The sequence below is a fragment of the Ramlibacter sp. genome (assembly GCF_035548915.1).
GTDB lineage: Bacteria > Pseudomonadota > Gammaproteobacteria > Burkholderiales > Burkholderiaceae_C > Ramlibacter.
Window position 1 is genome coordinate 177,887 of record NZ_DASZSE010000054.1, and the last position, 17,081, is coordinate 194,967.

At 67.4% G+C, this 17,081-nt stretch carries 14 protein-coding genes; 4 read left to right on the forward strand and 10 right to left on the reverse strand.

Going from position 1 to position 17,081, the window contains the following annotated elements; genetic code table 11:
• The first annotated feature begins 6 nt into the window (after positions 1-6).
• Positions 7-621: a glutathione S-transferase N-terminal domain-containing protein gene (locus tag VHA82_RS24955; protein WP_325548398.1), complete on the forward strand. Its 615-nt coding sequence runs from the start codon at positions 7-9 to the stop codon at positions 619-621.
• 261 nt (positions 622-882) lie between these two features.
• Here VHA82_RS24955 and VHA82_RS24960 read toward each other — a convergent pair whose 3' ends face one another.
• The gene (locus VHA82_RS24960; RefSeq protein WP_325548400.1) at positions 883-1,422 is read right to left on the reverse strand and encodes a glutathione peroxidase; all 540 of its coding nucleotides are present in this window, start codon (positions 1,420-1,422) and stop codon (positions 883-885) included.
• 137 nt (positions 1,423-1,559) lie between these two features.
• Between VHA82_RS24960 and VHA82_RS24965 the strand changes: the two genes are divergently transcribed.
• Positions 1,560-2,426, forward strand: coding sequence for a ferritin-like domain-containing protein (locus tag VHA82_RS24965; protein WP_325548402.1), 867 nt, complete (start codon positions 1,560-1,562; stop codon positions 2,424-2,426).
• Positions 2,416-2,907 (forward strand): D-glycero-beta-D-manno-heptose 1-phosphate adenylyltransferase, encoded by a 492-nt coding sequence (gene rfaE2, locus VHA82_RS24970; protein ID WP_325548404.1) that lies wholly within the window; start codon positions 2,416-2,418, stop codon positions 2,905-2,907. Before VHA82_RS24965 ends, rfaE2 begins: the two co-directional genes overlap by 11 nt.
• 37 nt (positions 2,908-2,944) lie before the next feature.
• On the opposite strand, the gene VHA82_RS24975 is transcribed toward rfaE2, so the two are convergent.
• From VHA82_RS24975 to VHA82_RS24990, 4 genes are all read right to left on the reverse strand, one after another.
• Complete coding sequence (locus VHA82_RS24975) at positions 2,945-3,730, reverse strand: DUF1028 domain-containing protein (protein ID WP_325548405.1); 786 nt, start codon at positions 3,728-3,730, stop codon at positions 2,945-2,947.
• Entirely contained in the window at positions 3,727-5,916 is a 2,190-nt protein-coding gene (locus tag VHA82_RS24980; RefSeq protein WP_325548408.1) for an arylsulfatase, read from the reverse strand. The genes VHA82_RS24975 and VHA82_RS24980 overlap by 4 nt, the downstream gene beginning before the upstream one ends.
• A 58-nt stretch (positions 5,917-5,974) precedes the next feature.
• On the reverse strand, positions 5,975-7,423 hold the full coding sequence (locus VHA82_RS24985) for an aldehyde dehydrogenase family protein (RefSeq protein ID WP_325548410.1): 1,449 nt from the start codon (positions 7,421-7,423) through the stop codon (positions 5,975-5,977).
• Between the two features lie 85 nt (positions 7,424-7,508).
• On the reverse strand, positions 7,509-8,474 hold the full coding sequence (locus VHA82_RS24990) for a tripartite tricarboxylate transporter substrate binding protein (protein WP_325548412.1): 966 nt from the start codon (positions 8,472-8,474) through the stop codon (positions 7,509-7,511).
• 116 nt (positions 8,475-8,590) lie between these two features.
• On the opposite strand from VHA82_RS24990, the gene VHA82_RS24995 reads away from it, so the two are divergent.
• On the forward strand, positions 8,591-9,262 hold the full coding sequence (locus VHA82_RS24995) for a TetR/AcrR family transcriptional regulator (RefSeq protein ID WP_325548415.1): 672 nt from the start codon (positions 8,591-8,593) through the stop codon (positions 9,260-9,262).
• On the opposite strand, the gene VHA82_RS25000 is transcribed toward VHA82_RS24995, so the two are convergent.
• Genes VHA82_RS25000 through VHA82_RS25020 form a run of 5 tightly spaced genes read right to left on the reverse strand, consistent with a single transcriptional unit; the run spans position 9,244 to position 17,067 of the window.
• Positions 9,244-10,293: a glycosyltransferase family 61 protein gene (locus VHA82_RS25000; RefSeq protein WP_325548417.1), complete on the reverse strand. Its 1,050-nt coding sequence runs from the start codon at positions 10,291-10,293 to the stop codon at positions 9,244-9,246. The two genes, VHA82_RS24995 and VHA82_RS25000, sit on opposite strands and share 19 nt — an antisense overlap.
• 17 nt (positions 10,294-10,310) lie before the next feature.
• Positions 10,311-11,345, reverse strand: coding sequence for a glycosyltransferase family 61 protein (locus tag VHA82_RS25005; RefSeq protein ID WP_325548420.1), 1,035 nt, complete (start codon positions 11,343-11,345; stop codon positions 10,311-10,313).
• Entirely contained in the window at positions 11,345-14,473 is a 3,129-nt protein-coding gene (locus VHA82_RS25010; protein ID WP_325548423.1) for an efflux RND transporter permease subunit, read from the reverse strand. The genes VHA82_RS25005 and VHA82_RS25010 overlap by 1 nt, the downstream gene beginning before the upstream one ends.
• A gap of 7 nt (positions 14,474-14,480) precedes the next feature.
• Complete coding sequence (locus tag VHA82_RS25015; RefSeq protein ID WP_325548425.1) at positions 14,481-15,650, reverse strand: efflux RND transporter periplasmic adaptor subunit; 1,170 nt, start codon at positions 15,648-15,650, stop codon at positions 14,481-14,483.
• A 34-nt stretch (positions 15,651-15,684) separates the two neighbouring features.
• Complete coding sequence (locus VHA82_RS25020) at positions 15,685-17,067, reverse strand: efflux transporter outer membrane subunit (protein WP_325548428.1); 1,383 nt, start codon at positions 17,065-17,067, stop codon at positions 15,685-15,687.
• Positions 17,068-17,081 lie beyond the last annotated feature (14 nt).

A 17,081-nucleotide genomic window follows, 5' to 3' on the forward strand; every position in this document is an offset into this window, starting at 1 on the left:
GCCTTCATGAAGTTGATCGGATCGACGACCAGCCCCTACGTGCGCAAGGTGCGCGTGGTGATGGCCGAGAAGAAGCTGGACTACCAGTTCGTCGAGGACGACGTGTGGTCGGCCGACTCCAGCATCATGCAGTCCAACCCGCTCGGAAAGGTTCCGTGCCTGGTGATGGAAGGCGGCGAAGCCCTTTTCGATTCGCGCGTGATCGTCGAATACCTCGACACGCTCTCTCCGGTCGGCAAGCTGATCCCGGCCGTCGGCCGCGAGCGGGCCGAAGTGAAGACGTGGGAGGCCCTCGCCGATGGTGTGCTCGATGCCCTGATCCTCGCGCGCCTGGAAAACACGTGGAGCGGGCGCCCGAAGGCGCAGCGCTCCCAGGCCTGGATCGACCGCCAGATGGGAAAGGCCCACGCCAGCCTGAAAGCGATGAGCCAGGGCCTGGGCGACAAGCCGTTTTGCGCGGGCATCTATCTGAGCCTGGCCGACATCGCCGTCGGCTGCGCGCTGGGTTATCTCGACTTTCGCTTCCCCGAGATCGACTGGCGCGCCCCTTACCCGAATCTCGCCAAGCTGCACGAGAAGCTCGCGCAGCGGCCAAGCTTCGCCGACTCCCGGCCCGCCTGAAGCGCTCGTCCGTTCACAAAGATTTACCTGCGATTCCGCTCGCGCCGCGGAACCTCGCGCCCCGCGGTCGAGTCCATCGGCACAGAGGCAGGGACGGATCAAGTACCCGGTTATTGCTGCGAAGCCTGCCGAAGACCCGAGCGTTTTCGGCTGCAATCCTGGGGCGCCTCTTCTCCTCCTCCCTCCCTCCCTCCTTCGTTCCGGGGCGCTTCGCAGCGTTTTTATTCGAACGAAAAGGCGCGGCGCACGGCCGCGCCTTTTTCATCGGGCAAGCTGCTTTTCGATGAGCGGCGCGAGCTCCTGCGGCGTGGTCTCGCTCGGCCAGTGCCCGACCAGGCGGCCGTCGCGCCCGAGCATGTATTTGTAGAAATTCCATTGCGGCTCGCCGGCGCCCTGGGCCGCGAACTGCCGGAACATCGCGTTGGCCGCCGCGCCGCGCACGTGCGAGGCGCCGAACATCGGGAACTTCACGCCGAAGGTGTTTTCGCAGAATTCGGCGATCTCCTTGTTGCTGCCCTTTTCCTGCTCGAAGTCGTTGGACGGGAAGCCGAGCACGACGAGCCCGCGGTCCCGGTACTTCGCATAGAGCCCCTCGAGGCCCTTGTACTGCGGCGTGTAGCCGCAATAGCTCGCGGTGTTCACCACCAGCACGACCTTGCCCCGGTACTGGCACAGGGCCTGAGGCGCCTCGTCCTGCAGGCGCGGGAAGGTGAAGCGCAGGCTCGCCGGACAGGTGTCGGCCGCATGGGCCGCGGCGCCACAGAAGGCGAGAGCCAGGAGAAGGGCGATCGAGCGCAGCATGTTCTTGCCCCTTTCGGGCGACGGCAAGCGGCCATTGTGCATCCGCGTCCTCGCGCGGTCATGCGCGCGTCGTGCGGCTGTAAGACCTTTTTCATCACGTCCCGCCTAGAATCTCGACAGTCATTCCCTGCCCGACGATGCTCTATCCCGAACTCTTCAAGCAGCTCGAATCCGTCCGCTGGGACATGGACCGCGACATTCCCTGGGAGCGGTTCGATGCCTCGCGGCTCTCCGACGAGCAGGCGCAGACCATCAAGATGAACGCCATCACCGAGTGGGCGGCGCTGCCGGCCACCGAGATGTTCCTGCGCGACAACCGCGACGACAGCGATTTCTCGGCCTTCATGTCGATCTGGTTCTTCGAGGAGCAGAAGCACTCGCTGGTCCTCATGGAATACCTGCGCCGCTTCCGCCCGGAGCTCGTTCCGACCGAAGCGGAGCTGCACGACGTGCGCTTCGAATTCGACCCGGCGCCCGCGCTCGAGACGCTCATGCTGCATTTCTGCGGCGAGATTCGGCTGAACCACTGGTACCGCCGCGCCGCCGAGTGGCACACCGAGCCGGTCATCCGGCACATCTACACGACGCTCTCGCAGGACGAGGCGCGCCACGGCGGCGCCTACCTGCGCTACATGAAGCGCGCGATCGGCAAGTTCGGAGTCGAGGCGAAAGCGGCGTTCGCGAAGGTGGGCGTGCTCATGGCGAGCGCCCGGCGCACGGCGCAGGCGCTGCATCCGACCAACCTGCACGTCAACAGGACGCTTTATCCCCGCGACACGATCCAGTCGCGCCTGCCCAATCCCGAGTGGCTGGAACAGTGGCTCGACCGGCAGATCCGCTTCGATGCCATCTGGGAACGCAAGGTCGTGGATCGCATCCTGCACAACATGAGCCTGCTCATGGACCAGAGCTTCAAGACCGTGCAGGAACTCAATCGCTACCGCAAAGACCTGCAGGCGAGTCTCGGTGTGGGTGGCGGCGGAGCGCTGCCGAATGCGGCCTGAACCGCCGTCCTTCCTCGACAAGATCGTGGCGCGCGACAAGGCGCCCGCGCGCGTGGCCGCGTTGCTGCGGCCCGTGGTATTCACGAACGGCGTGTTCGACGTGCTGCATCGCGGCCACGTGAGCTATCTCGCGCAGGCTCGCTCGCTCGGCGGCTCGCTGGTCGTCGCCTTGAACACCGATGCGTCGGCGCGTCGTCTCGGCAAGGGCGCGGACCGGCCCCTCAACGCCGAGGCCGATCGCGCCGCGGTCGTCGCCGCGCTGGAATCCGTGAGCCTGGTCACTTTCTTCGACGACGACACGCCGGTGGCGTTGCTCGCCGAACTGAAGCCGCAGGTGTATGTGAAGGGCGGCGACTACGACATGGCGACCCTGGCCGAGACGAAGCTCGTGCAGGAGTGGGGCGGCAGCGCGCTGGCCATTCCGTTCGTCGACGGGTATTCCACGACGGCGCTCGTGACGCGCATCCGGGCGGCCTCCTGATCGAGCGCGAGCCGCGGCGTATGCGTGCTCGTGCCGATCACTGGGGATTCGCGAGACCTTGTTGCCTGAGCCAGTCATCCGCGCGGGGAAGCCCGTTCGGTGCGAGCCGGTGCAGCTCGTAGTAGGGCACCAGCGGCGCGAACTGTTCGTACAGGGCCAGGAGCGCGCCCACCGGTTCGGGGCTGATGTCGATGCGCAGGTCCAGCAGCGCTCCCTCGCGGTCTCCGAAGACGGCGATGTCGGCCGACCGCTGGCCCCCGTGCTGACCGCCCGCGTCGCGTCCGCCTTCGAGGCACGCGAGGAGCCGGCGCGCGAAAGGCTGTCCTTCGCTCTTCAGATACGCCTGCTCCATCCCCTGGACCGTTTCAGGCCCGACCAGGACATTGCCAAGCACCGCGAACTCATCGCCCACGATGTGACCGGCGTACGGAAAGCAGCTTGCACCGGTATAGGCGGTGGCGCGTCCTTCGGCGTCGATCGCCGCAAGCTGACGATAGGCGATGTGTTCGTCGGAACGCACCATCGTCGCCATCGCGAACTCCGCGCCAAGTCCGTTGGAAATCATGACCGCGCCCACCTTGTGACAGCGGCCGACCGTGCTGATGCCCAGGCACAGTCCCATCCTCGGAACGTGACGATAAAGATCGAGCCCTCCCGCGGCAAGGGTGCGGGTGGTCTTGGCGACACCGATCTGGCCGGTCGCCTTGTCGCGGGCAACGATTGCAAAGGTCATGTTCGTGCTTTCGAAAATGAGACGACGTTCACCCGTGAAACTGCTTCGATCGACACGGGCATGCAAGCTCCCGATCGGCGGACGGATCACGCGAGATCGAATGCGAGGGCGCCCAGTTCGCCGTCGAATTCGCTTTCCTCCAGCCGGTATTCGGGCGAGGTCGCGCTCACGCTGTCGCCGCCCACATTGAAGCTGTTCTGATTCAGGAAGGTCCGCAGAGTCCGAACTGCGCGGCCCTGCGCGACGACTTCGCCGTTCACCTCGATGGCGATCCGCGCCGCCGCCCCGGGATCGCCTTGCTCCATGGTCAATCGTGCGGTGATCGTGTATTCGCCGGCACTCAGCTTCCGGGTGGCCGCCACGCGGCAGGTGTAAGGAGCAATCGCGTTGTAGTAGAAGACCGGCAGACCTTCCTTCAGATAGAGGCTGTAGCCGCAAACGGAGCTGCCGTGGCAGACGATCACTCCGTTTCCCCCGTTTGCACCCACGACGATCCTGCACCCCACCGTGAAGGAGCGGCCCACGGTATGCGGTGCGGCATCGTTGTGAAGCCGCCGGATTCGGCGTCGAAACGTGAACGACCGTCGCTGCGAGCCGAAGCTGGGCTTGCCTTGCGCGCCCGATCCGGGCGCATGGATCGGCAAGATGCCGTTTTCCGCCGCGAGAGAGGCGAAGAGGCTCTTCATGCGCTCCAGCTTCCCGGGCTCGCGCGATGCGAGGTCGCATGCCTGGCTGAAATCGGAAGGAAGGTGATAGAGCTCCCACGTCTTGTCTTCCAGCGCGCGCGTCTTTCTGCTCGCAAATCCCTCCCAGGGGTCGTTTTCAGGGGTCGAGCAAGCCATCCAGCCGTCGTGATACACGCCCACGTTCTGCATGGATTCGAACACTTGCGTGGTGCGCGCGGCCGGCGCTTCGGCGCTTCTGGCGGCATAGAGCATGCTGACGCCGTCGATCGAATCCTGCGCAAGTCCGTCGAGGCTGTCGGGGGCTTTCACGCCCGCGGCCTCGAGAATGGTGGGAAGAATGTCCACGACGTGGTGAAACTGGCTGCGCACCGATCCGTGGTCGGTGATGACTCCCGGCCACGTCATCACGAGGCCGTTGCGCGTTCCGCCGAAATGGGAGGCCACCTGCTTGTAGTACTTGAAGGGCGCGTTGATGGCCCAGCCCCATGCAGCTGGAAAGTGGTTGTAGGCCTTCGGGCCGCCGATGTCGTCGATCAGCTTCAGCTGGTCCTCGAGGGCCTCGTCGAAACCGTTGGCCCACGACTGTTCGAACAGCAGGCCGTTGAATCCGCCTTCGGCGCTGCCGCCGTTGTCGCCCTGAATGAACAGCACGAAGGTATTGTCGAGTTCGCCGAGCTCCTTCAAGGACGAGAGAATTCGCCCCACGTGATGATCGAAATGGTCGAGTGCGGCCGCATACGCTTCCATCAGTCGTGAAGCCAGAAGCCTTTGGGACTCCGACAAGTCCGACCATGCAGGAAGGTTGTCGGGGCGCTGCGTGAGGAGAGTGCCGGGTGGAATCAGATTCAAGCGCTTTTGCCGCTCGAAAGTCTCTTCACGCAGTTCATCCCAGCCCCGGTCGAACCGGCCGCGGTACTTGTTCAGCCAGGCCGCGGGCGCATGATGGGGAGAATGCGCCGTTCCGCTCGCGTAGTAGATGAAGAAGGGCTCGTCCGGCGCGATGGCCTTCTGGTCGGATATCCATTGAATGGCGCGGTCCGCGAGCGTCTCGTCGAAATGTCTGCCGGGGTGCTTGTCGTCCACGCAAGTCGTGTTCTCCACGAGATCCGGCGCCCACATGTTCGTATCGAAACCGAGAAATCCGTAGAAGTAGTCGAACCCCAGGCCCGTCGGCCATCGATCGAAAGGGCCGAGCGCGCTCATCTCCCACTCGGGCGTGATGTGCCCCTTGCCGAACATGGCGGTGTGATAGCCGCTTGCCCGCAGGATGGCGGCGATGGTTCCGGCGCTCTTGGGAATCACGCTGGTGTAGCCGTCGTAGCAGGCCGGCCGCGCCGTCACGCGGCCCATGCCGACGCGATGCGAGTTGCGGCCCGTCAGCAAGGCGGCGCGCGTCGGCGAACACATGGCCGTCGTGTGGAACTGGGTGAAGCGAACTCCGCGTGCGGCCAGCGCGTCGAGGTTGGGGGTCTGTATCGGTCCGCCGAAAGTGCTGCATGCGCCGAAGCCGACGTCGTCGGTCAGGAACAGAAGCACATTCGCCGAGCCCTCGGCTTTCGGCCGTCGTGGCCACTTGTCGCGTGGATTCACTTCTTTTCCTTTGGGCGCAGGGCCAATGCCGGTGACGGCGGGGCCGCGGCCACTCGTGTCAGCCATGCCTCACCGCGATGGTCTTCAGCACGGTGAAGCCCAGCAACGCTTCGAAGCCCTTTTCCCGGCCGTGGCCGCTGGACTTGACGCCGCCGAAGGGAAGCTCGACTCCGCCGGCTGCGCCATAGTTGTTGACGAAGACCTGGCCGCAGCGCAACTTGCGCGCCACGCGCAGCTGGCGCGCGCCGTCACGCGTCCAGACGCCGGCGACAAGCCCATAGTCGGTGCCGTTGGCAAGCCGAACCGCCTCTTCTTCGTCGTCGAAAGGCATCGCGGCGAGCACGGGCCCGAAGATTTCTTCCTGCGCGATGCTGTGCTCGTGGGGCACATCCCGCAGGAGCACGGCCTCTTGATAGAACCCACTCGAGGTGGCTTGCGGATGAATCCGGCCTCGCATCATCACGCGGATGCCGTCCGCCTCGGCGCGCGCCAGAATGGCCTTCACCTGCTCGTATTGCCTGCGGTTCACGAGCGGGCCCATGTCCAGGTCGAGCGCGGGCGGTCCCGATTGCAGGGTACGGAAGCGGTCGGCCAGGGCGTCCAGCAGCTTCTCGTACACGCTGCGCTGCACGAGCAGGCGACTCCCGGCGGAACACGTCTGGCCGGCGTTCTGGACGATCGCATTCACGATCGCGGGCAATGCCGCGTCGAGGTCCGCGTCGTCGAACACGATCTGCGGAGACTTCCCACCGAGTTCGAGCGTGACGGGACAGTGCCGCCTGGCTGCCGCTTCGGCCACCAGCCGTCCCGTGACAGTGGACCCCGTGAACGAAATGTGGTCGATGCCCGCATGCGCGGTGAGCCAGGCGCCCGCCTCGTGGCCGTAGCCGGTGACGACGTTGAGCGCGCCGGGCGCGAAGCCCGCTTCGGCGGCCAGTTCGGCCAGCCGCAACAGGGAAAGGCTCGCATCCTCCGCGGGCTTCACCACGCAGGCGTTGCCGGCGGCCAGCGACGCGGCGACCGTGCGGCCGAAAATCTGCATGGGATAGTTCCACGGCACGATATGCGCCGTCACGCCGTGCGGCTCGCGCACCGTCATCACCATGTAGCCAGCTTCGTACGGGAGGGTCTCGCCATGCAGCTTGTCGCAGGCCCCAGCGTAGTACTCGAAGTACCGGGCCAGTGCCGCCGCATCGGCCCGCGCGGTCTTCGTCGACTTGCCTGTGTCGCAGGCTTCCAGCTCGGCGAGTTCGGCCGCATGCGCGATGATGGATTGCGCGAAGCGGTACATGACGCGCCCGCGCTGGCAAGCGCTGAGACGCCCCCAGGGGCCGTCGAACGTTTCGCCGATCGCCGCACGGGCCGCGGCCACTGCCGCATCGACATCGCGCCGGCTGCCGCGCGCGATTTCCCCCAGGCTGCAGCCATTGCTCGGATCGATGACGGGAATGGATTCGCCCTCGCTCGCGGCAGACCACGCGTTGGCAATGAAATGCTGCTTCTTCATGCTCGACGCGCCGCTGCGACGTCGCAGGCCATCTGCCCGCAGCAATGCACGATTCGAAGGGAAGTGTCGATTCCGGTCAAAGCGGTCACTGCCCGAATTTGATCGGTGTGGTTTCCAGCGTCTTGCGGATGGATTCCGCATCCCGTGCCACGATCTTCGCGAGCTCCGGAGCGCTCACGAGACGGGCGTTCATCCCGAAGTCGAGGATCTGCCCCGCAGCACCGGGCGCGGCGAGGACTTTTTCCACGGCCTGGTAGAGCTTGCCGGTCGCCTCCGCCGGTGTGCCATGCGGTGCGAACAAGGCGAAGTTGATGTCTTGCACATATCCCGGGACGTACTTGGCGATCGGCTCCGCGCCCGGCACCAGCGTCGACGGCTCGGCCGCCGTGACGCCGAGGACCTTCAGCTTGCCTGTCTTCACATACTCGTTGATGGCGCCCGACGGCGTGCTGAAGAAGACCTGCACTTCGCCGGCCAGCGCGGCTTGCAGCACCGGTGCGGTGCCGCGGTAGGGAACGTAGACCAGCTTCACACCCGCTTCGCGGGACAGGACGGCCGTGGCGATCTCGAGGATGGGACCGCCCCCGCCGATGAAGACACCGGTCTCCCGTTTGCGGGCCCATTGCAGGAAGCTCGGAAAATCGGTCGCCGGCACGCTGTGGTGCGCAAGCAGCGCGATCGGCGTGTTGCCCACCCCCGCAACCGGGGTCACGGACCGCGCCGGATCGAAGTTCGCATCCTTCGTGATCTGCGGGACCTGCACGAGGCCCGTCGTCGTCGTGAAGAGAAACGTGTATCCGTCGGGCGCCGAACTGGAGGCCGCGAGGATGCCCACGGCGCCGGCCCCGCCGCTTCGATTCTCCACGACGACTTGCTGACCCAGGGAGGTGCTCAGCTGCCGCGCGAGATAGCGCAGCACGGCGTCGGCCGGTCCGCCCGGCGGGAAGTTGAGTACTATACGAATCGGCCGAGACGGCCAGCCATCCGCTCGGGCGAGACTGAATGCACCAGCACCCGCGGCGAGGAGAAGAAAACTTCGTCGTCCCAGCATATGAACCTCCAGATGGGCTTGCGACGGATCGCAACGCGAAGCCTCGCCAGGTCAAAATAGAATCGTGATTCTTATTCTCTTTCATTCCTCTGTCAATGGGTGGTGAGCGCGCGCGCATGAAAGCCGACGACCTCGGCTCACCCGAGAACATCGGGACGTGGGCGGCGGAAGGACGCCTGCCGGAGATGCTGCCCGCCAGACAATCCCGCAGCATCAAGACCGCGGCTGCCCTGATCGATGCAGGGCGGCGGCTGCTCAGGGAGATGTCGCTGGAGGATCTGTCGATCGACGGCCTTTGCGAGGCGGCGGGAACGACGGTTGGCGCCTTCTACGGCCGGTTTGGAAGCAAGGGCGACTTCTTCGTCACCATGCAACGCGTGCAGACCATTCGCACGGAGCAGGCGATCAAGGCGTTCATCGCCCGGCATCCTCCGGGCGAATCGTCCCTGGAAAAACTCTGCGCCGACATCGTGCGGGAGACGGTCGAGAACTTCCGCACCAACCTGGGCGTGATGCGCGCATCACTCCAGCACAGCAGAGAGGGCATGTGGAAGGTCATCAAGGAGTCCGGCGACCGCTACCGTGTGATGCTGGTCCGCCTGTTGAGCCCCTATCTGGTCGGGGTTCCGCCCGCGCAGCGGGAGTTGCGCATTCTCTTTGCCTATCACGCGCTGGCGGGCGTGCTGGTGCACGCCGTGCTCAACGACCCGGGCCCGCTCGGGCTGGAGGACAAGAGGATCGAGCGGGAACTGCTCAGATTGATCCACTCCTACCTCGCCGCAACATAGCCTGACCCGATCGTGCGCAGGATGCTTTCGAGTGCTGCGAGGTCCACTTCCCAGTGATGATGCAGGTCGGTCCTGCCCGCTTGCCGGTCCACGACCGACGCGGGGCTGAACTGGTGAGCGAGGCCGCAAACGTGAGCCAGGATCAGGAAGTAGCTCGCCGCGTGTCCCGGCGTGAAGATCTCGATCACCCGCGCATGCGGCGGGCAGAAGACGAGGTTCGCCATCGCCGCTCCGTGCACCGCCACCATCGCTTCGGCCGAAGCGCACGCGTCGATCTGGTCCTGCACGCGCATGCGGCCCGGCACCAGTCGCTCGAAGCCGTACCGGTCGAGCAACTGCGTGAGCGCCTCTTCGTTCACGAGCTGCCGCGTGGGCGCATCCTGCCGTGAGAGGTAGATGCGCCGTCCGGGCCGCGAGTCGCGCGGCGGCAGCGCCTCGCGCAGCAGTTCGGGCACGAGCGGATGAACGACGGACGAGGCCGCCAGCATGTTGGGCACGCACACTTCGGCGATCGTCACCGCCTCGTCGGGCTCGACTTCGATCAGGCGGTCCGCGCAGATGCCGAGCAGGTCCAGCACTTCGCGCTGCGCGGGCGTGCGCTGCGCATTCGTGAGCAGCCGGCGCGAATCCAGGAATTCGCCGTGCCGCTCCGCATACAGAAGGCGCGGAACGTAGTCGATGAGCCAGTGGTAGTAGTTGGCATGGCCGCCCACGAGCAATGCACTGCCGTCGAGCCGTCGTCGCCGGGCCGCGGTGACGAAAAAGCGCCCGTCGCGCTGTTCGAAGTTGCGAGCCTTCCCGATGAACGACTCGGGGCGATGCGTCATCTGGTCCAGCGCCGACGTTCCGTCCCGCCGCACCGGAATCCAGTCCGTCCCGAGAATCGTGAGATCGCGATGCAGCGTGAGGCCGGGCAGGATCGAGAACTTCGCACCCGATCCGTCGGTGAGCGTGTAGCGGTCTTCCGGCACGTCGATGCGTTCGTTCGACGCTGCTTCCCAAGCCTCGATGCCGACGAATTTCAGTTCCACGCCGCTCTCCACACCACTCACCCCAGAGTTTCCCGCAACGTGCGTTCCAGCGCTTCGAGGTCCGCTTCCCATAGCGGATGGTAGAGCGGACTCACGCCCGCCTGTGCCTCCACGAGCGGCGCCGGACTGAACACGTGTCGCACGCCGCATGCATGCGCGAGGAGCACGTAGAAGCTGGCCGGGTAGGCCGGTGTGAAGATCTCGATGACGGCAGCGCCGGCAGGCGCGAACAGCATGTTGGCAAGCGCCGCGCCGTGCACCGCGACGATCGCCTCGGCCTCCGAGCAGCACTCGATCTGCTCGTCCACGCTCATCCGCGAAGGCAGCATGCGCTCGAACCCCCACCGTGCCAGGACTTCGGTGAAGGCTTCCTCGTTCACGAGCCGCCGCGAGCCGGCGTCCTGCCGCGAGAGATAGATGCGGCGCTTGCCCCCGGCGTGGCCGCGCACGCCCAGCGCGTCGCGCACGAGCGGGGGCACCGCCGGATGCACCGCCGTCGCCGAAGCCAGCATGGCAGGCACGCAGACGTCGCCGCACAGCAAGGCCTCGTCGGCGCTCACCCGCACGAGGCGCTCCTCGCCGATCCCGAGCCGCCGCAACGTGCCCGCCGCGAAGGACGTGAGGTCGTGGTTGACCAGCACCTTCCGGCCCTCGAGCTGGCCGTACTTGCGCGCCATCAGAAGGCGCGGCACGTTGTCGATCCACCAGTGGTAGTAGTTGATGTTGCCGCCCGCGAGCACCACGGGCTCCTCGATCGCGCGCTGCGTCGCGCATGCCGTGAACCACCGGCCCTCGCGCTGCGCGATGTTGCGCGCCTTGGGAAGGAAGGTCTGCGGCGTGTGCGTCATCTGCTGCAGTGTCGCGATGCCGTCGCCGCGCGCGGGAATCCAGTCGGTGCCGAGCACGGTCAAGTCTTCGTGCAGCGAGACCCCGGGCGCGATGGCGATCTTGCCGAGCATTTCCGACTTCACGATGAAGCGTTCCTCGGCGACGCGCACGCGCCGCTCGGCGAGCGCATCGAAGAGGTCGAGGTCGACGAATTTCAGTTCCATCACGCGGAAGGCTTCGGCCGCGGCCTGAATCGAAGATTCGCAAGGCGCGCGCGCAAGCCCGCGCCGCGGCGGCGAACCCAGTGTTCGAGATCGTCCATGTACGTGAACACGGCCGGCACCACGAGCAGGCTGAGCACCGTGGAAGTCGCGAGCCCGCCGATCACGGCGACCGCCATCGGCGAGCGAAAGCTCGGGTCGGCCGCGCCGATGCCGATCGCGATCGGCAGCATGCCCGCGGCCATCGCGATGCTCGTCATGATGATCGGCCGCGCGCGCTTGCTGCAGGCATCCATGAGCGCATCGAACCGGCTCAAGCCATGCTCCTCGCGCGCGACGATCGCGTACTCCACGAGCAGGATCGAGTTCTTGGTGGCGATGCCCATCAGCATGATGAGCCCGATCAGCGACGGCATCGAGAAGCTCTTCTGCGCAATGAGCAATCCGACGAACGCGCCGCCCAGGGACAGCGGCAGCGCCGAGAGGATCGTGACCGGGTGCAGGAAGTCGTGGAAGAGGAGCACGAGCACGATGTAGATGCACAGCACGCCCGTGAGCATCGCGAGCGCGAAGCTCGTGAAGAGCTCGCCCATCACTTCGGCGTCGCCCACTTCGCGCACGTGCACGCCGGGCGGCAGGTGGCGGATCGAGGGCAGGTCGTCCACCTTCGCCTTCACCTCGCCGAGCGGCTGGCCCGAGAGCTCGATCTCGAAATTGATGTTGCGCGAACGGTCGTAGCGCGCGATCACGGCCGGCCCGCCGGTGAGCTCCAGCGTGGCGACTTCACCGAGCATCACCGGCCCGCGCGCCCCCGGCACCGTGAGGCGTTCGAGCACGCCCAGGTCGCGGCGCGCGTCCTCGCGCAGCTTCACGACGATCGGCACCTGCCGCTGCGAGAGATTCAGCTTCGGCAGCGCCACGTCGTAGTCGCCGGTGGTCGCGATGCGCAGCGTGTCTGCGATGGCCGAGCTGCTCACGCCGAGGTCGGCGGCCTTCGCGAAGTTCGGCCGCACGGCGATCTCCGGTCGGATCAGGCTCGCGGTGGAGGCGATCTGGCCGAGCCCGGGGATCGTGCGCAGGTCCTTCTCGACCGCGAGCGACGCGGTGCGCAGCGCCTCGTCGTCGTCGCCCGAAAGCACGAGGATGTACTTTTCGCCCGAGCCGCCCAGGCCCACCTTGCTGCGGATGCCGGGGATCGGCTCGAGTGCTGCGCGGATGTCGTTTTCGATGCGCTGCTTCACGGGCCGCTCGCCGCGCTCGGCAAGCAGGATCGTGAGCGTTGCCTTGCGCGGCTCGGCGCTTGCCGACGGCGCGAACGGATCGGTGCCCGCGCTGCCGCCGCCGATGGTGGTGTAGACGCTTTGCACGTACTTCACCTTCATGACCGCGGCGCGCGCCTCCTCGGCCGCGGCCTGGGTCTGCGCGAGCGTCGAGCCGGGCGCGAGCTCGAGATAGACCTGTGTCTGCGAATTGTCGTCGGGCGGCACGAACCCGGTGGGCAGCAGCGGGATCAGCATCACCGAGCCGACGAAGAAGAGGCCCGACAGCACGAAGGTCGCCAGCCGGTGCGTCATGCTCCAGCGCACCCACCTCAGATACACCTTGTGCCAGCGCGGCTCGACGTATTCTCCGGAGGCGGGCTTCAGGAGGTAAGCGGCCATCATCGGCGTGAGCATGCGCGCGACGACCAGCGACGCGAACACCGCGAGCGAGGCCGTCCAGCCGAACTGCTTGAAGAACTTGCCGGCGATGCCGCTCATGAACGCGGTGGGCAGGAACACCGCGATCAACGTGAAGGTGGTCGCGATCACCGCGAGCCCGATCTCGTCGGCCGCTTCCATCGCGGCCTGGTAGGGCGTCTTGCCCATGCGCAGGTGCCGCACGATGTTTTCCACTTCGACGATCGCGTCGTCGACCAGGATGCCGACCACCAGCGACAGCGCGAGCAGCGTGACGACATTGATCGAGAACCCGAGCCAGTGCATGCCCACGAAGGCCGGGATCACCGACATCGGCAAGGCAACGGCGGACACGAAGGTCGCGCGCGGATCGCGCAGGAACAGCCACACCACGAGCACCGCCAGGGCCGCGCCCTCGTAGAGCAGGTGGAGCGACCCCTCGTATTCCTCCTCGACGGGTGTCACGAAGTCGAACGCCTGCGTGAGCTGGATGTCGGGGTGCTGCGCCTTCAGTTCCGCGAGCGCCTTCTGCACGCCCGCGCCGACGTCCACTTCGCTTTCGCCGCGGCTGCGGGAGACCTCGAATCCGACCACGGGCTTGCCGTTCAGGAGCGCCGCCTCGCGACGCTCGGCGATCGTGTCGCTCACGGTCGCGACGTCCTCCAGCTTCACGCTGCGTCCGGCCGCATTGGCGCCGCCGCCCAGCCCCGGAATCGGAATCTGGATCTGCCCGATCTCGCGCGCACTGCGAACGGTGGCGAGCGTGCGCACCGGCTGTTCGCCGCTGCCGATGTCGGTGCGGCCACCCGCGCTTTCGAGCTGCGTCTGGCGCAACTGGTGCGAGATGTCGGCGGCCGTCACGCCCAGCGCCTGCAGCCGGGCGGGATCGAGCGCGACCCGGATTTCGCGCGAGACGCCGCCCACGCGCGTGACTGCGCCCACGCCGCGCACAGTGAGGAGCTTGCGCGACACGTCGTTGTCCACGAACCAGGAGAGCGCCTCCTCGTCCATGTGGCCCGACGTGATGGTGAACGCGAGCACCGGTTGCGCGGCCAGTTCGAGCTTGGTGACGATCGGGTCGCGCAGGTCGGCCGGCAGGTCGGAGCGGACGCGCGACACGGCCGAGCGCACGTCGTCGAGTGCTTCCTGCACCGGCTTTTCGAGCCGGAACTCCGCGGTGACGTTCGCCACGCCGTCCTGCACCGTCGTGTAGATGTGCTTCAGGCCTTGCAGCGTGGCGATCGAATTCTCGATCTTGCGCGCCACGTCGGTTTCCATCTGCGCGGGCGACGCGCCGGGCAAGAGCGCCGTCACGTTGATGGTGGGCAGGTCGATGTCGGGGAAGTTCTGCACCTTCATCGCCTGAAAGGAGATGAGCCCGCCGAAGGTGAGCAGCACGAAGAGCATCACCGCGGGAACGGGATTCCTGATCGACCAGGACGAGACGTTCATCATGGCTTCACCTGCCCGGCGACGACGCCGCGGACGCCGCCGCGGATGCCCCCGCCGCTGCAGCCGTGTCGCCCGCGATGCGAACGACGTCGCCGTCGTTCAGGAAGCCCGCGCCGGTCGCGGCGATGCGCGCATCCGCCGCGAGGCCCGAAGTGACTTCGAGGCGGTCGCCCGCGATGCGTCCGATCTGCACTTTCACCTGCGTCACGCGATGGTCCGGATTCACGCGGAACACGTAGCTGAAGCCTTCGCGCACCGCCACCGATTGCTGCGGCACCGTGAGTGCGGGCACCGAGCCGAGATCGAACTCGCCGTGCGCGAACATGCCCGCCCGCGCGCTGCCGGCCGCGGGGCCCGGCAAGGGCAGCACGTCGACGTAGACGAGCGCGATGCGATTGGCCGGATCCACCGTGGGGCCGATGGTTCGTACGCGCCCCTCCAGCCGCGCGCCGCTTGCCGCCGTCACGATCGCGCGCGTGCCCGTCGTGAGCTTGCCGAGTTCGGCGGACGTCACTTCGGCGCGCCATTCGAGCCGGCCCTTGCGGATCAGGCGGAAGAGTTCCGTGCCGCTGTTCACGACCGAGCCGACGGTCGCCGTGCGCGACGAGATGATGCCGTCGTCCGGCGAACGCACGGTCGCCTGCGCGAGGCGCACCTGCTGCGCCTCGAAAGCCGCGCGCGCCGCCTGCACGCGCGCCTGCGCCGTCTTCTCCGCAGTGAGGTACTGGTTGATCTGCGACTGGCTCAATGCGCCGGTGGTCTGCAGACTGCGCGCGCGCTGCGCGTTGCCGGCCGCGTCCGCGGCGTTGGCTTCGGCTTCCACGAGCGAGGCACGCGCCTGCGACAACTCCGCCCGCACGGTGTCGGCCGAGAAGGTCGCGAGCACCTGGCCGCGATGCACGCGGTCGCCGACGTTCACGCGCACTTCGGCGATGCGCAGGCCGTTGGTGTCGGCGCCGACGCTGGCTTCCTGCCACGCCGCGAGGTTGCCGTTGGCTTCGAGCGTGACGGACAGCATCGTGTGTTCGGGCGTGGTCGTCGTGACCGTGAGGGCGGGCTTGGGGGTGACCTTCGCATCCTTGTCGTTCGCCTTGTCGCCGCAGCCCGCGAGGAGCAGGGCCGCGGCAGCGCAGAAGGTCGCGATCGCTGCGCTTCGACGGTCGATGTGCGTTTGCATCTTCGCTTTCGTTGTTCTCGTTGCCGGCCCCGGCTCACGGCCGCGACCAGCCGCCGCCCACCGCGCGATAGAGCGCCACCCAGGCGCCCACGCGTTCGCGCTGCAACTGCACCAGCGCCTCTTCCGCGGCAAGCGCCGAGCGCCGCTGGTCTTCCAGCTCGATCAGGCTTGCGAGGCCGCTCCGGTAGCGTGCCTCGGTGGCGGTGAACGATGCGCGATAGCCCTCGACCGCGGTGAACGCATCGGCCCCGCGCTCGCGCGCGCTTTCGAGATGGACGAGGGCCTCTTCCACTTCGCGCACGGCCTGGCGCACGCTCGAGCGGTATTGCACCACGGCTTCGTCGTAACGCGCGCGCGCCGCATCCGTGGCGGCCGCGCGGCGTCCTGCGTCGAAGACCGGCAGCGTGAGCGCGAGCGGGCCGATCGACCATGTGTCGGCGGCCACGCTCGTGCCCGCGAGCCACGCGTGGCCCACGGCGATCGAGCCCGAGAGCGACAGACGCGGCAACTGGTCGGCGCGGGCGCTGCCGACATCGGCGCTGGCCGCCGCCACCTCCCGCTCGGCGCGGTAGACATCGGGCCGCTGGGCGATCGCGCGCGCGGGCACGGCATCGACCGCGGCTTGGGCGAACGACTCGGGCTCCTGCCAGGGGGCCGCGAGCTTCGCGCGCAGAGCGGGCTCGGCGATGCCGGACAGTGCGACGAGGGCCTTCACGTCGAGGTCGCACTGGGCGCGCTGCTGTGTCGCGCGTGCCGCGGCCTCCGCGGCACTTGCGCGGGCGAGCGCGGCCACCGCGGGTGCGGTGAAGCCGGCCTTCGCGCTCAAGTCGGTGAGGCGCGCGGTTTCGGCGCGCGAGCGGGCGTCGTTGCTCGCGACCACCGCCTGGCGCTCGCAGGAGCGCAGGTCGAAGTAGGCATTGGCGGTTTCGGCCGCGACCGAGACGCGCGCTTCGTGCCAGCCGGCCTGGCTGCCGCGCAGGCGTTCGGCGGCGGCGCGTTCGGCGGCGCGCCTGCCACCGAAGAGGTCGATTTCCCAGGCGGTCTGCGCGCCCACTTGCACCGTGGTCGACAGCGGCAGCGGCGGCTGGTTGGCGCGCACGGCTTGCGCGTTCGCGTCGACGCTCGGCAGCAGCGCGGCATGCGCGGCGACGCGAGTTGCGCGCGCCTGTTCGATACGCGATGCCGCGGCGGCGACCGTCGGGCTCGCGTCCTGCGCGGCGGTGATGAGCTCGATGAGGAGCGGGTCGTCGAACTGCTGCCACCAGCGCGTGAGATCGGCGAGCGAGCCCCCGTGCGGCAGCGGGGCGTACCACTGCGGCGGCGCGGGCGTTTCGACCGAGCCGGGCGGAGTCCGCACCGCGCACGCGGCGAGCGCGAGCGCAGCCGCGGCGGCCGCGAACTGGCGCGAGTTTTTCATCGCGCGAAGGGTAT